Below are 12,032 nucleotides of genomic sequence, written 5' to 3'. Positions count from 1 at the left end.
CGATCCCTCCCTATGCTGCTTGCTGGATTGCCGAATGGTCTTGTGCGCCTGGGGGACCTGCTTCGAGCAGTGCGCGGTCGTACTCGGCGCGCCAGGCGATGCGTTGGGAGATCGCGGCCATGATCAGGTGATCCCGTGGAGGCACCGCCTTATCACCGGGTTCGACCGGGGTCACGATCACGTGGGTACGGTCGGGTTTGACGATGCCGACCGAGGCAAGGAGTTTCCGAACGAAATCGGCGCGGTCCTGTTTGTGGTCGGGCAGTGTCTTGCCGGACCAGCGGCGCGAGACCAGTACCCGTCGACCCGGCAGGCCGAGGGTGTCACGGCGGTGCGCTTTGCCCTTACAGCGACCAGGCACGGTCTTGTCGCTGGCGCCTTTTGGGACGATGCCATAGCGCAACCAGACACCGCAGCGCGGGGAACACGGGACGCGCTGGAGTTCGGCGTGTAACCGGTCGTAGTGCGCGGCGGTACGGTCGGAATCGGTGTGTAGGACTTCGCTGATGGATTTGGTCAGGTACTTGGTGACATAGCCGATGGTCTTGTCCGCCTCGGTGCCCGCGACGATTCCACGGATGTGGCGGGGGTCTACCTGCTCGCCGAAGCGCAGCACGTGTGCGGGCTCGATGTCGTCTACCGAGTCCATCACGTCCAGAGCGTCCTCGAATCCGGGCAGCGGACGCCGGGTCCGCGGATCGCAAAACGTCAGCGCATTGTCGTCCCACATCGGCACGAGGTCCCCGGTGTAGACGGGTCGGTCGAAGTGCGGCCACCACACCTGGTGATAGGTCGCGTCTGTCACCTTCCGCACCAGTTCGCGAGGGATGTCGGTGCGGATCAGGATGTGCAGGTGCGGCGCACCGCGTTTCTGGGGTTCCACGGTGGCGTAGTACTGGAGGTCGTAGCCGACAGCGCGGCGCATGTTCTGCATCCAGCGGTCGAACAGGCTGGAGAAGTGGACGATGTCGCGCGCAGCCTGGGTGTAGTCGTAACTGTCCGGGTGGGTGGGGGAGCCGTCCGAGCACACTTTGCCCTCGGCGTCGGTGGCGCCGTCGCGGTTGATGCGCCCGTAGGACGGCATGGTCAAGGTGATGAACATTCCCGGGCGATGCCCACCCGGATAGGCCGACCGGATCGTGTTCTTCTCGACCTTGAGCCGTGGAAGATCCGGTGCGTCCTGGCGCCGCCTGGTCGAACGCTTGCGCCGATCCTTCGACTTCGCATCCAGCGCCGGGAGTCGACCGCGGAACCCGATCTCGCGCACCTCGCGATCCAGATCCGCGACGATTTCCCGGATACCGGCCATCAGGTCGAAATCACCGTCATCGGCTGCGGTCTGGTACTGGTCGAACAGGTCGCAGCGTGCCGCAAGTAGTGCTTTCTGCTGGTCGGTCGGTGCCTGGGGTGCGTCGATCGGTTCGTGGTCGATGTGCCAGCCGTCGCGACATTGAGCCATGCGCAGATACCGGTTGTTGGCCGCGCAGCTCGGGCAGGTCGAGGCGATCGTGGATTTGCAGGGTGCGCCGATGTAGGACACCGACAGCGTGCGGGGATCCTCAGCGCGCATGGGGACCGGGCGACGGCACACCTTGTGGTCGTCGGCGAGGTCTTCGGCCACATCCCGGAAGTCCGGCAGACTACGACGCTGGGCCGCGGTCTGCCGGACCGGAACAGTGGAGAGTTCCACTGTGTTCACGCGGCCTCCTTCTCGTCCCAGCGCAGGACAGTCGCCGGGCGCGGCAGGGTGATCGGGTCCGCCACAGCACCCGCACGCCGGAACACGAGCTCGACCACGCCGGGACCGACGATGGTGGCGGCGCATCCCTGCGCACCGAACGCGTGTGCCAGATGCACCGCCCGACCGCGGTAGTCATCGGGGCAGTGACCCGGCAGCATCCGCAGCCGAACCAGATCGGTACCGGCGCCTATCTCGATGGCAAGCAGACGTGGCACGAACGTGTGTTCACCGTTGGTGACACTGAGCCCGCACGCGGTGAGCAGCCGAGCCCAACGCAACCGGTACCGGAACCAGCTCAGGAACCGGGTGCGTGCCCGGCGGGTGATCCACCGCTCGAAGGTCTGCGGACCTCTACGGCGCCACAGCACCATCCCCGCGGCGAACACCCCGACCACCACGACACCAGCGACCGGTCCGAGGAGGACACCGACCGTCACCGCGAGGACGAGGGGGATCGAGACCATCGGGAACAGCAGCACCCACCACGCCAGCACGGCCGCGACCTTGACGAGCGCCGACACGATCGCGATCAACGCGTTCACGACGGCATCGCTCGTATCATGCTGTTGTTCAACGTATTTCGTGGCCTTCATGATGCTTCCTGATCGAACAGAGCGAACTGGGTCGGAACGGATGTCTGGTCCTGGTAGCGCTTCCACATGTCGTGAGCGCTGTCGCGGAACACCACCACCGGCTTGTTCCCGCGTTTGCCGCGGTAGCTGGGCTGCTCGGCCATCAGCAGCGCTTGAGTCACGTTCTGGGCCTTCGGGAGCGAGCGAACTGTCTCACCGATCAGCACGCCCCACTCCACGATCTTGCGGGTGCTCATGCCGCCCACCCGCCATCATCGGAATCGGTGCCCCATGCCACGAACCCCCCGGTTTCGAGGCACAGGTGTACCGCGACCTCGATCGGGTCGGCACCGCGGCGTTCGAGGTGTCCACGTCGGCGGGCGGCGAGGTCGATCACGTTGTCCTGGTACGGGGCATCAGCGGTCGACGGCTTGCGGGTGTTGTTGGTGCGCTTCATGATTCAGTCCTTCAGGTCGATGTCGTTGATGTCGATGGCGCGGCAGGCATCGCACCAGACGCGGTCACCGTCGTAGAACCAGCCGACCGCCGCCGAACGGGCATTGAGGTAGTCCACGGCCTGGTTGACCGAGTCGAAGCAGATGCCTTCGCTGTCGTTCTCGGCGTAGATGTCGCCGCAGAAGTCGCAGTAGACGACCACGTGGGTTTCGGTCACGAATCCCCGTTTCATGCCGCCACCGGTCCCGCGCCGTCGCTGTCGTCCTCGCCGAGGTCATCCGGGTCGAAACCCGAGTAGTCGCCCTGCGGAGCAAGGTCGATATCGCGGGCCGGAGAGAAGGTGTCGACAATCCGATCGATGTCGGTATCGGAGACGTAGAACGCCCGCACGCGCACGAACTCGGTCGTGCCGTCCTCGCCGACGTAGCCGACACCGGGAGTGTGTTCGCTGATCTCCTCACACCGTGCGCCACGATCACGGGCGCCGTGCCCGTGCACCATCGCCGTCTGTGTCGGTTCGTCCAGGCGCAGCCCGATGCGAATCGGGAACAACTGCCGGTTCGGCATCGTCTCCTTCGACGGGTCCTGCAACGCCGCCACCACACTGACCGCCGCCGCACGCCCCTGCGACAGCAGCAGGCCGGTCAGACGCCGGAATTCCAGCTGCTCGTCACGAGTGGCATACGAGGACAGCGCCGCGGCTTCATCGATGACGATCAGGATCAGCGGGTGCTCGGTCGTGGGGACGTGTTTGCGGGAACCGGTGGCGCGCATGTGGGCGAGCCGTTCTTGCATCACCTGCACGCCCTTGCCCAGCATCGTGAGGATGGTGGCGGTATCGGTGGCGAACTCCACGAACAGCCGGTTTTCGCCCTTGCCGAACTCCGCACCGCCCTTGGGATCGCCGAGATAGACGTCGACCAGGCCGTCACGGATGGCCGGACCGAGCGACGCGATCAGCGACCACAGCACCGAGCCCTTCCCGGAACCGGTGGCACCGGCGAGCAGGATGTGCCCGTACAGGACGCGCAGGCGCCACAGGTCGTGGTGTTCGGTGATCCCGACCGGGACCGCCTCCAGGTTCACGCCGTTGTGAACCGTCACCGGCATCGTTGCCGGGGCGGCGAGAGTGTCGAACACTCGCACCTGGAGACGAACCACCCCCGGATCAGGGAAGGACACCGACACATCCGGGACCGCCAGCACTTGGGCGAACGCGTCCAGGACATCGGGGGCCGACCAGTCCTTACGGGTCTGACCGGCCATCATGAGCAGGTCGATCTGGAGACCGTGGTCGGTGTAGACCCAGTCCTCCACCGGCGGGAAACCAGAGTCGATCGAGCCGAGACCCAGCGCGATGAACATGTGCGCACGCTGGCGAGGATCGGCGATCACCAGCACCGCGGTACGCAGCTCCGGCGGTGCCGTGTCGGCGGCATCGCCCGGATGAGCAGGACGAGTACCGGCCCCGAGGGAGCGCAGCCACCACATGCCTACCGAGGCGGCGACCAGGCCACCGCCGAGGACGAAGGTGTCGAGAGAGGTCATCACGCCACCGCCTTCATCTGCTCGACGTGGCTACGGTCGTGTTCGGCCAGCGCGTCACCGAGACCGGCGAACATCACGCGGGCATCGGCAATGGTCAGCGAGATCCCCGACCCGAAGTAACCGAGTTCGACCCGCACCATCGGCGGGGAAGCCGGATCACTGACGATCGCGTGCGGCAGATAGGACACCGCTCCGAGTTCGACCGAGGGCATCAGGGTGACAAACGACTCGTACATGTCACATCCCCCAGTCATCGGAGCGGCGGTCGAGTTCGCAGAACAATCGGCAGCCCTCCGAAGCGGGCGGCGGGGCGGGCTCGGTGCAGAACATGACGCAGACATCCGGGGCGTGCTCACGCGGTTCATCGCAGAACATCACGCACTCGGCCGGAACCCTGTCCGACACCGGAGTATCGGGGGCCGACGCGGAGGCCAGCAACACCGCTGGTGCCATGACAGCGGCCAGGACGGAAGGAACGGCTATCGAGAAAACGGAGACCATCAGAAACTCCCAGCAGGGATCGCAGCGACCGGCAGCATGGTTTGCACCGGGCGCACGGGACGAACAGGAGCCACACGAACCGGGACCGGTGAGGCCACACGCACCGGGGCGTGTTCGGGTTCGGGAGCAGGAGTCGGAGAATCGAGGAGTTGCGCCGGGATCGTTTCGTAGTCAACGGTTTCCGACGCTGTCGCGGACTTGGCGTACTTCGCCGCCGTGCGAGCCGACACACCAAGTTCGCGGGCGATGTCGGCGTACTTCATGCCTTGGCCGTGCAGCTCGACAGCGCGAGCCACCGCCTTCGGATCTGTACGAGCGGGCTTCTTCGCAACCGGCTTCACCGGCGCCGTGACACGCGCGGGGGCGGTGGAGGCCACCGCATCGGAATCGGCCGACACAGGATCGACCGCAACCTCACCGGCCGCAGGCACCGCCACCGGAGCCGACTCCGAGACGACCTCCGGGCCACGATGGACTGCGCGAAACAACAGAGCTAGCCCGTGTGTGTCGGCGAGCAGGGAAATGGGTGCCACCGCCGCGACGATCGCCGCCGCCCAACCCGGCAACGGGTGACCCGAGGCCATCGCGTGAATGCTGTTGCCCGCCACCGACACCGCCGCACCGATACCCAGCACCGCCAGGAAGAACCGCTGCTCGCTCGACTTGCTCGGGGAAACGAGGACACCGAAGGTTGCGAGCAGGATGGTGCCGTCCACGATCAACGGGAACAGCCACGCATCCGACTTCGGAACCCGAGCGAGAACGGCGAGGTCTTGCAGGGTGGTGAACGAGAGCCGGAACGCCGCAGCACCGACCGCGAGGATGATGACAGCGGCGGACCAGCGAGCCCACTTCATAGCCGCCGACTTGTGCTGATCCGCCGCGCTCATCACGCCGCCTTAACGGCCGAAGCGGCTACCGCGGCATCGTGCTCGGCCAGAACCGCGGGCAGCTGCTCGGCCAACATGCGGGCATCCTCGATACTCAGATGCAGGTACGAGGACGACTCGCACAACACCACATCCACCGCCGCAGGAACGGTGAAACCGAGCTCCGATTCACGCTCGGGTCGGTACTCGGCGGCGATCCCGTCGAGGCCGGAAACGTGGATGCTGAAATACGACATGATCACGCCGCCTTGCTGGCCGGAGCCTGCTTGGCACCGGAGTTGTCACCCTTGATGCCCGTCGCGCGGACGTTGTAGCCGATCGACTTGAACTCCCCCGAACCGGCGACCTTCGGCTTGACCTGCAACCCCTCCAACTCGATCGGGGTCATACCGGGGACGACCTCGCCGACCGCGGGAACCGGCTGCACATCGGCGACGAACACCACATCGAAGCTGGCGTTCTTGGCGCCCATCGCGGTCGGATCGGTAACCGTGCCCTTCCACAACCGCTTACCGGTGCCGTTGCCCTCGTTGTCGAAATCGACCTTCTGACGCTTCGGCGCGTTGCGATCGGTGCTGAACTCCGTCACCGCCTGAATCTCACCCAGCAGGAACAACCCCTTCGGGAACGCCTCACCGAACGCCGGGGTGAACCACACATCCTTCAAAGCCATCGCGTTGTCTCCTTTTGTCGGTCACTGATCGCAATAGAACCAGCTCTATAGGAACACGCCTGCCACGGGAAATCAATAGAGGTGGTTCTATATGGCCGAATATACCGATTCGATGATTACAGCTACTCTTATGGCGCATACGTCGTAAGCAATTGGTTACGACGTAAGGGCAGGAGCAGGAGAGGACTTGATCGACATGAGCGGATACCGCGACGTGGCGGCCAGCCTGCGTGAGGCCATCCAACGAGGCGAGTACGTCCCGGGAACTACATTGCCCAAGCAGAACGAATTGGCCGAGCGGTTTGGCGTCAACATCAAGACGGTTCGGCAGGCGGTCGGACAGCTGGAGGCTGAAGGACTCGTCACTCCGATCCGCCGTCGAGGGACTGTCGTCCGCGAGCGCCCACCAATGCAGCGACTCGGGATCGCGCGCTATTCGAAGAAGAAGTGGAAGTACGGCGACACGGTCGCGTTCGTAGCCGACCGCGAGGCATCAGGTCGCCCCTGGAAGCTGACCGATCAAACGCAAACAGTCGCGCTGATCGAGGCCGACGCCGAGGTAGCCGACGCTCTCGGATTGAAACCAAAGTCACTCGTCTACGAGCGCGCCCGCACGGTCCGTGAAGGTGACCAACCCACTCACACGCTGACGAGCTACTACCGTCCTGAACACGTCCAAGGGACGCCGCTAGCGGATCCGACGCCAGGTCCGGCCGGACGCGGTGGAGGCTTCGCAGTCCTGACCATGCAAGGCTTTGAACCCGACCACATGACTGAGACGATTCTCGCGCGTATGCCTACACCGGATGAAGCCGAAACACTCAAGCTTCCGGCGGGCGAGCCCGTGATGATTCTGACGCGGCGTACCTATACCGCAGACGATGTCATCGTGGAATTCGCTCGTGGTGTGCACGCGGCTTCGCGGTTCACTTGGACCTACGATTTCAAACTGCCCGAGTAGGGATCGCGCCGCATGCCATCCACCGTCGTACCGGAAGAACTGCGCTCTGAAGTCGAGACTCTGTGGGACTACAACCAAATGCACCACCAGATGCGACCCGTCGACGTCGGTATCGGGTTGGGCGGGCATGACCTCGGCGTAGCCGACCACATTGCCGATCTTTACCACCGTGGCATGTTCCCGCTGATTGTCTTCACCGGCGCCAATGCGCCTGGCACCGTAAAGCTTTTCCCACGTGGGGAGGCCGTGCACTTTCACGACCGGGCCATCGACCTCGGCGTCCCTGACGATGCGATTCTGCTCGAACCTAAAGCCACCAACACTGGCGAGAACATCGACTTCACCCGAGCACTCCTCGAAGACCGCATTCCGGTGCGGTCGGTACTGCTCGTGTCACGCCCGTATCAGCAGCGTCGAAGCTTTGCCATCTGCCGAAAGCGTTGGCCGACAGTAGATGTCATTTGCAGCTCCCGTTCCCAGCCGCTTAACCAGTACATAGCGGGTATCGGCGATGTAGATCGGGTGATCAACATGCTTGTCGGTGATACACAGCGGATCTGGGTCTACGCCGCCAACGGGTGGGCGATCGAACAGGACGTACCTGCCGAGGTGCGCAAAGCCTACGCGCGGCTCGTTGACGCCGGATTCACTCGCCGCCTACTTCCCGAGTAGTCCGGCCCTACTCCCGACTCAAAACATCGTGTGCTCGGTGTCTTCGTCAGGCGTTGCCGAATTTAGCCATACAGGATCAAGAGCGCACCGGCGGCGCTACGCGCCGCCGCCGCGCCACGCAGCACCGCGGCGTCCTCGTCGCAAGCTCCTCGGCCACCGGAGCGGCGGCGCGTCGGCAGCGCTTGACCGCCGGAGCGCATTTGGTCCTCTTCGCGTGTTCTGGCATCCGCTTCGGCGACGTGGCAGCACGCGGACTGTTCGACTCTGGCCGCTTTTTCGTTCACCCGACAGTGCTGGGCACGACGCCAGCCGTCCCCGACTTGCTCTCCCGCCGCTCGCCCACGAATCCGCCGGCGTCGACCGTGGGGCCTGGCTGTGGTCCGGAAAGCGCAGGCGAGCTATCGAATTCAAGTACGGTCATTGCATGTCAGCGGACCGAGATCCTGATATAGCTCCAGAAGGTACAGCTCCCGAATGGGTTTATTCGCTTGGGATCATCGACCTTGAGACTGCCATCCAGCTTGCAAAGACGACAGAAAAACTAGTTCACGACGCGGCGAAGACCGTCTTGGCAGCCAACCCCAGAGCATCTGTCGCATCCATGGTGCTGCTCGGATTTGTGGCTCGCGCACAGGGCTTTGGTAAAGGAGTGATCACCGGTATCGCGACCAACAATCCATATGTGGCGTTCACCCTCATCCGGTCGTATTTCGAGAATACGGCGGCGATGCTGTATGTCATCGACAAGCCCAAAGAACTTGACCGGCTATGGGGAACAGCCCCGAACAGCCACGGCGTGTCGATCGGCAAGATCACGAACCACTCTGTGAAGCGATTTGCCCAAGCGAAGGGCACGTACGACGTACTCAGCAAGTATGCACATCCGCACTCGATGTCCCTGGTGGCATCAATGCAGCTAGATGGCAACGACTTCTCTTGGCAATCGGCACCTACGTTCAGAACTCCAGACGAAGCGCTGGTCGCGGCAGGTCTACTGCTCCAGTTAGCAAACGCAACGGTCTCGCTGATCCACGAGTACGCAAGTAAGCATCTCCGTGAAGAATAGGCGCGACCTCCGGCCGCGTGACCCTGATGGGTGGTGGCCTGCATTGTGATCCCACGCCACTCACACCTCAAGAGCGCCTACGGCGTCACTACGTGATCGGCATCCGCCGACTCTTGACCTGCGAGCCTCTGCGCGTGACGGGCAGGCCCTATGGGGCAGGCGGGTAGCCAGCCCCCGATCTGTGCAGGCCACCACCCATCAGGGCCAGCCGCTCATCCTTGACGACTCGACTGCAGTTCACCACCCCGTACACGCGAAACGCTCCGCCGCAGTCGTTGAAGTAACGCGTTACCTCGGCGTCGCACGGTCGTCACCATGGAAACCCGTGCAGTCTCGGTATTCAGGGTTCGCTGTATGTCAGCGCGAAACGCCGCCCGCATCTTGGTCAGCGTGTCAAGCGTCTGATCCTGGACGGCCTTCCACTCGGCAGAATCGATTTGTTGCATGTAGTCGAACTGCATCAGCAGCACCGACTGCCTGTGGTAAGCGAACCGAGTAACCATCACCGTCGGCAACAACTCCCTGCTGGCAACCAGCTCAGCTGCCGTAACAGTCTTGTCGACCTTCTTCCCGCCAGCGTCCCAATCCGCAATCAGTTTGCTGACCTTGGGCTTGTTTTTCTTGATTCTCTCCCAGTCGTATTCCCAAAGGTCGAGTGAAGATGCGAGCAAAGTGAATGCGTCACCGCACTCCTCAACCGCCTCCAACAACTCCGTGTACGCCTTGAGCCGCTGGTCGCGACTCCAATTGTTCGCTTCGCGCTGTTGAGTGAGCCTTGCACCCAAAACGGCACCAACCAGAGCAGCGACTACGGCACCTAGCGCAGCCATCGCGGGGATCATGGGATTCACTAGGTGTCCTAACTACTGCTTGGTGGCAAGGTCAGCGAGCACAGTGGGCCGCACTGTATCTCACGACACCGACACATCATGACAACGAATACCCGCAGTTCGTCAGCAGCGACCCGCTTTGCTCGAATGCCCGGAGACCGGGCGGGGTTGCCTCCGGAGCAGGTGTCCCGAGACGACAGTTCTGACGACAACAGCGACGACACCGGCGGCAACAACGCCCTTCGCGCCGGTCCGAAACTCGTAGTGAACTGGCATGTCCACGCCCTCGCCTGTAACTACGGATCAAGAGGTTAGGGGTTCGAATCCCTTCGGGCGCACAATATTCCCAGGTCAGGCCCGGTTGTCGGGCCTGACCTGGTTTGGTTTTCAGGTTGCGACCAAAAATACGCCAAGAATTCCGGCTAAACATTAGATCACGCGCGTTGCTGCCCGGTACCTTCTCCGGAACAGCTGACGAGTCAGGCGCGCGTTCCGCTGATGCTACGTAGTGCCATTCTGCGCCCGGGGGAGTCCCAATTTGCTGCGCCCAGACTTGGCATCCGCCCTCTGGGTGGATGGACCATAGTGGGCGGGGGCGCCTACCATGCCAGTGGTGTCGAGGTCGGCGACTGATTCCATGACAACTCCACAAGGTGACAGTGGTTCGGCTTGGCCGACTGATCCCGTGCCCGCGCGGTGTAGCGAGATCGAACACGGAAGGTCCCGGACTGCTCCTGTGCTTGTGAAGAAGGGGTACACCGCGGGATCACTACGAATCTCGCCGCGAACGCGGTGTCGGGCTGAGTCCAGCAAACAACCTCTACCGTGGTCCGCCTCACACGCGGAAGGTAGCTGGTTCGAAACCGGTTGGGACCACTTCACCCCTCCGGAGTTTCACCTGTCAGAGGGGCGGATCTGTAGGTTTACAGCTGTGCCGAGGCTGAGGATGTTCTCGATTTCATGATCGAAATCCTGGAAGAGGTCTACCAAAGTCCCGCTCGGGTGAACCGACAGAGGGCTGCGCGGTAGGCCAAGAAAGCCTCAGCCACTCCGTAGCAGTTCAGGCCACTGACCTCCCCTGCTTCCTCATACTGGCCATCCCTGAGCGGAGGGAGGTCGTGCCAAGGGAACTCTTTCCCTTGGCTCGTCCGAGTGGGGTCAGACAATCGAACTATGAGGAAGGGCACTAACAACCGGCACGGGCATCAATCTCGGCGACCCGACCAGCTCACACGAATCCCCCGGCGGGAGAATGTCATCCATGCACCGGGTTGACATCGCGGCTGAGTCGCTTCGCACACTCTTCGTCGAGATGTACTGGGAGCATCAACTCCTGTCCTGCGGGACAGCATTCTACTACATCTGCGATCGACAACCGTTTCTAGTCACGGCGTGGCACAACGTATCCGGACGACACGCGGTGTCAGGCGCATTTTTGTCAGATCACAGTGTCGATCCGACCACTGTGACGGTCCACGACCGCGTCAAGGGTGCGCACATCGGCAAGCTGGGTAAGCGTGATATTCGGGTTGTGAGCGACGATCAAAAGCCGTTGTGGTTGGAGCATCCGAGCCTCAGTCTCGATGTCGTGGCGTTGCCCGTCGCGCTCGATCCAGTCTTCCTCTGCGACTCGTGGACCGCGGATCACCCTGCCGTTGCGCGTAACCGCCTGTGGGTTACAGATGACGTTTCGGTCGTCGGGTATCCATATGGGCTGAAAGGTGGCGTTGACCTGCCATTGTGGGTGCGTGGAACGATTGCGTCCGAGCCTCATATCCCCTACCAGGATCGTCCTGTCTTCCTCGTTGATAGCCGCACGCGGAAGGGCCAGTCGGGATCGCCTGTACTGCTGTTCTATAGGCCCAACACTCAAATTCCTGTTCACGGGGATAGCCGCTTTCGTACCTCGGAAAGTCCCGTATCCCGGCTAATCGGAGTCTATTCAGGCCGAATCAGCGCTGAGTCGGACCTTGGCTACGTTTGGACAGTTGAAGCGCTGGACGAGATCTGCCGTGACGGCGCACCCGGCAGCTACAATCCACCTCTCAAAAACTTAGCTGGAATTCACAAGCCGGAATGAGCTGAGCTTGATGATCCTCGGTTAGCAATCGACGCCGCCTCT

The 12,032-nt window shown here is 62.8% G+C and carries 17 protein-coding genes; 4 read left to right on the top strand and 13 right to left on the bottom strand.

What is annotated here, in order from left to right; translation table 11 throughout:
* Nucleotides 1-10: 10 nt before the first annotated feature.
* Genes ABZS43_RS10465 through ABZS43_RS10415 form a run of 11 tightly spaced genes read right to left on the bottom strand, consistent with a single transcriptional unit; the run spans nt 11 to nt 6,381 of the window.
* Nucleotides 11-1,699: a replication initiator gene (locus ABZS43_RS10465; RefSeq protein ID WP_355035569.1), complete on the bottom strand. Its 1,689-nt coding sequence runs from the start codon at nt 1,697-1,699 to the stop codon at nt 11-13.
* A complete protein-coding gene (locus ABZS43_RS10460; protein ID WP_355035568.1) occupies nt 1,696-2,334 on the bottom strand; it encodes a hypothetical protein in 639 nt (212 codons plus the stop codon). The genes ABZS43_RS10465 and ABZS43_RS10460 overlap by 4 nt, the downstream gene beginning before the upstream one ends.
* Entirely contained in the window at nt 2,331-2,570 is a 240-nt protein-coding gene (locus ABZS43_RS10455) for a hypothetical protein (RefSeq protein ID WP_355035567.1), read from the bottom strand. Before ABZS43_RS10455 ends, ABZS43_RS10460 begins: the two co-directional genes overlap by 4 nt.
* Complete coding sequence (locus tag ABZS43_RS10450; protein ID WP_355035566.1) at nt 2,567-2,770, bottom strand: hypothetical protein; 204 nt, start codon at nt 2,768-2,770, stop codon at nt 2,567-2,569. Before ABZS43_RS10450 ends, ABZS43_RS10455 begins: the two co-directional genes overlap by 4 nt.
* A 3-nt stretch (nt 2,771-2,773) precedes the next feature.
* Nucleotides 2,774-2,986: a hypothetical protein gene (locus ABZS43_RS10445; RefSeq protein WP_355035565.1), complete on the bottom strand. Its 213-nt coding sequence runs from the start codon at nt 2,984-2,986 to the stop codon at nt 2,774-2,776.
* 11 nt (nt 2,987-2,997) lie between these two features.
* A complete protein-coding gene (locus ABZS43_RS10440; RefSeq protein WP_355035564.1) occupies nt 2,998-4,317 on the bottom strand; it encodes an FtsK/SpoIIIE domain-containing protein in 1,320 nt (439 codons plus the stop codon).
* Nucleotides 4,317-4,553 (bottom strand): hypothetical protein, encoded by a 237-nt coding sequence (locus ABZS43_RS10435; RefSeq protein WP_355035563.1) that lies wholly within the window; start codon nt 4,551-4,553, stop codon nt 4,317-4,319. Before ABZS43_RS10435 ends, ABZS43_RS10440 begins: the two co-directional genes overlap by 1 nt.
* Before the next feature lies 1 nt (nt 4,554).
* A complete protein-coding gene (locus ABZS43_RS10430) occupies nt 4,555-4,818 on the bottom strand; it encodes a hypothetical protein (RefSeq protein ID WP_355035562.1) in 264 nt (87 codons plus the stop codon).
* Nucleotides 4,818-5,708, bottom strand: coding sequence for a DUF2637 domain-containing protein (locus ABZS43_RS10425; RefSeq protein ID WP_355035561.1), 891 nt, complete (start codon nt 5,706-5,708; stop codon nt 4,818-4,820). The genes ABZS43_RS10430 and ABZS43_RS10425 overlap by 1 nt, the downstream gene beginning before the upstream one ends.
* Nucleotides 5,708-5,944 carry a hypothetical protein gene (locus ABZS43_RS10420; protein WP_355035560.1) on the bottom strand — a complete coding sequence of 79 codons (237 nt, stop codon included), beginning with the start codon at nt 5,942-5,944 and terminating at the stop codon, nt 5,708-5,710. Before ABZS43_RS10420 ends, ABZS43_RS10425 begins: the two co-directional genes overlap by 1 nt.
* 2 nt (nt 5,945-5,946) lie before the next feature.
* Nucleotides 5,947-6,381 (bottom strand): hypothetical protein, encoded by a 435-nt coding sequence (locus ABZS43_RS10415; protein ID WP_355035559.1) that lies wholly within the window; start codon nt 6,379-6,381, stop codon nt 5,947-5,949.
* A 196-nt stretch (nt 6,382-6,577) separates the two neighbouring features.
* Here ABZS43_RS10415 and ABZS43_RS10410 point away from each other — a divergent pair, with 196 nt between their 5' ends.
* Nucleotides 6,578-7,342, top strand: coding sequence for a GntR family transcriptional regulator (locus ABZS43_RS10410; protein WP_355035737.1), 765 nt, complete (start codon nt 6,578-6,580; stop codon nt 7,340-7,342).
* A 12-nt stretch (nt 7,343-7,354) separates the two neighbouring features.
* Nucleotides 7,355-8,014, top strand: coding sequence for a YdcF family protein (locus ABZS43_RS10405; protein ID WP_355035558.1), 660 nt, complete (start codon nt 7,355-7,357; stop codon nt 8,012-8,014).
* Between the two features lie 62 nt (nt 8,015-8,076).
* On the opposite strand, the gene ABZS43_RS10400 is transcribed toward ABZS43_RS10405, so the two are convergent.
* Nucleotides 8,077-8,298 (bottom strand): hypothetical protein, encoded by a 222-nt coding sequence (locus tag ABZS43_RS10400; RefSeq protein WP_355035557.1) that lies wholly within the window; start codon nt 8,296-8,298, stop codon nt 8,077-8,079.
* A gap of 140 nt (nt 8,299-8,438) precedes the next feature.
* Here ABZS43_RS10400 and ABZS43_RS10395 point away from each other — a divergent pair, with 140 nt between their 5' ends.
* The gene (locus ABZS43_RS10395) at nt 8,439-9,080 is read left to right on the top strand and encodes a hypothetical protein (protein WP_355035556.1); all 642 of its coding nucleotides are present in this window, start codon (nt 8,439-8,441) and stop codon (nt 9,078-9,080) included.
* 212 nt (nt 9,081-9,292) lie between these two features.
* Here ABZS43_RS10395 and ABZS43_RS10390 read toward each other — a convergent pair whose 3' ends face one another.
* Nucleotides 9,293-9,931, bottom strand: a complete 639-nt coding sequence (locus tag ABZS43_RS10390; RefSeq protein WP_355035555.1) for a hypothetical protein — start codon at nt 9,929-9,931, stop codon at nt 9,293-9,295.
* A 1,240-nt stretch (nt 9,932-11,171) separates the two neighbouring features.
* Here ABZS43_RS10390 and ABZS43_RS10385 point away from each other — a divergent pair.
* The gene (locus ABZS43_RS10385; RefSeq protein WP_355035554.1) at nt 11,172-11,990 is read left to right on the top strand and encodes a hypothetical protein; all 819 of its coding nucleotides are present in this window, start codon (nt 11,172-11,174) and stop codon (nt 11,988-11,990) included.
* Nucleotides 11,991-12,032 lie beyond the last annotated feature (42 nt).

Origin of the sequence: Nocardia sp. NPDC005366, from assembly GCF_040606855.1 — a bacterium.
GTDB lineage: Bacteria > Actinomycetota > Actinomycetes > Mycobacteriales > Mycobacteriaceae > Nocardia.
Note: the sequence above shows the minus strand (reverse complement) of the source record. Positions and strands in the feature narration are given on the sequence as shown.

Excerpts from the sequence above, each read along its gene's own strand:
- ABZS43_RS10460 (WP_355035568.1), bottom strand. The coding sequence starts at position 2,334 with ATGAAGGCCACGAAATACGTTGAACAACAGCATGATACGAGCGATGCC.
- ABZS43_RS10455 (WP_355035567.1), bottom strand. The coding sequence starts at position 2,570 with ATGAGCACCCGCAAGATCGTGGAGTGGGGCGTGCTGATCGGTGAGACA.
- ABZS43_RS10450 (WP_355035566.1), bottom strand. The coding sequence starts at position 2,770 with ATGAAGCGCACCAACAACACCCGCAAGCCGTCGACCGCTGATGCCCCG.
- ABZS43_RS10440 (WP_355035564.1), bottom strand. The coding sequence starts at position 4,317 with ATGACCTCTCTCGACACCTTCGTCCTCGGCGGTGGCCTGGTCGCCGCC.
- ABZS43_RS10435 (WP_355035563.1), bottom strand. The coding sequence starts at position 4,553 with ATGTACGAGTCGTTTGTCACCCTGATGCCCTCGGTCGAACTCGGAGCG.
- ABZS43_RS10430 (WP_355035562.1), bottom strand. The coding sequence starts at position 4,818 with ATGGTCTCCGTTTTCTCGATAGCCGTTCCTTCCGTCCTGGCCGCTGTC.
- ABZS43_RS10425 (WP_355035561.1), bottom strand. The coding sequence starts at position 5,708 with ATGAGCGCGGCGGATCAGCACAAGTCGGCGGCTATGAAGTGGGCTCGC.
- ABZS43_RS10420 (WP_355035560.1), bottom strand. The coding sequence starts at position 5,944 with ATGTCGTATTTCAGCATCCACGTTTCCGGCCTCGACGGGATCGCCGCC.
- ABZS43_RS10415 (WP_355035559.1), bottom strand. The coding sequence starts at position 6,381 with ATGGCTTTGAAGGATGTGTGGTTCACCCCGGCGTTCGGTGAGGCGTTC.
- ABZS43_RS10410 (WP_355035737.1), top strand. The coding sequence starts at position 6,578 with ATGAGCGGATACCGCGACGTGGCGGCCAGCCTGCGTGAGGCCATCCAA.
- ABZS43_RS10405 (WP_355035558.1), top strand. The coding sequence starts at position 7,355 with ATGCCATCCACCGTCGTACCGGAAGAACTGCGCTCTGAAGTCGAGACT.
- ABZS43_RS10395 (WP_355035556.1), top strand. The coding sequence starts at position 8,439 with ATGTCAGCGGACCGAGATCCTGATATAGCTCCAGAAGGTACAGCTCCC.
- ABZS43_RS10385 (WP_355035554.1), top strand. The coding sequence starts at position 11,172 with ATGCACCGGGTTGACATCGCGGCTGAGTCGCTTCGCACACTCTTCGTC.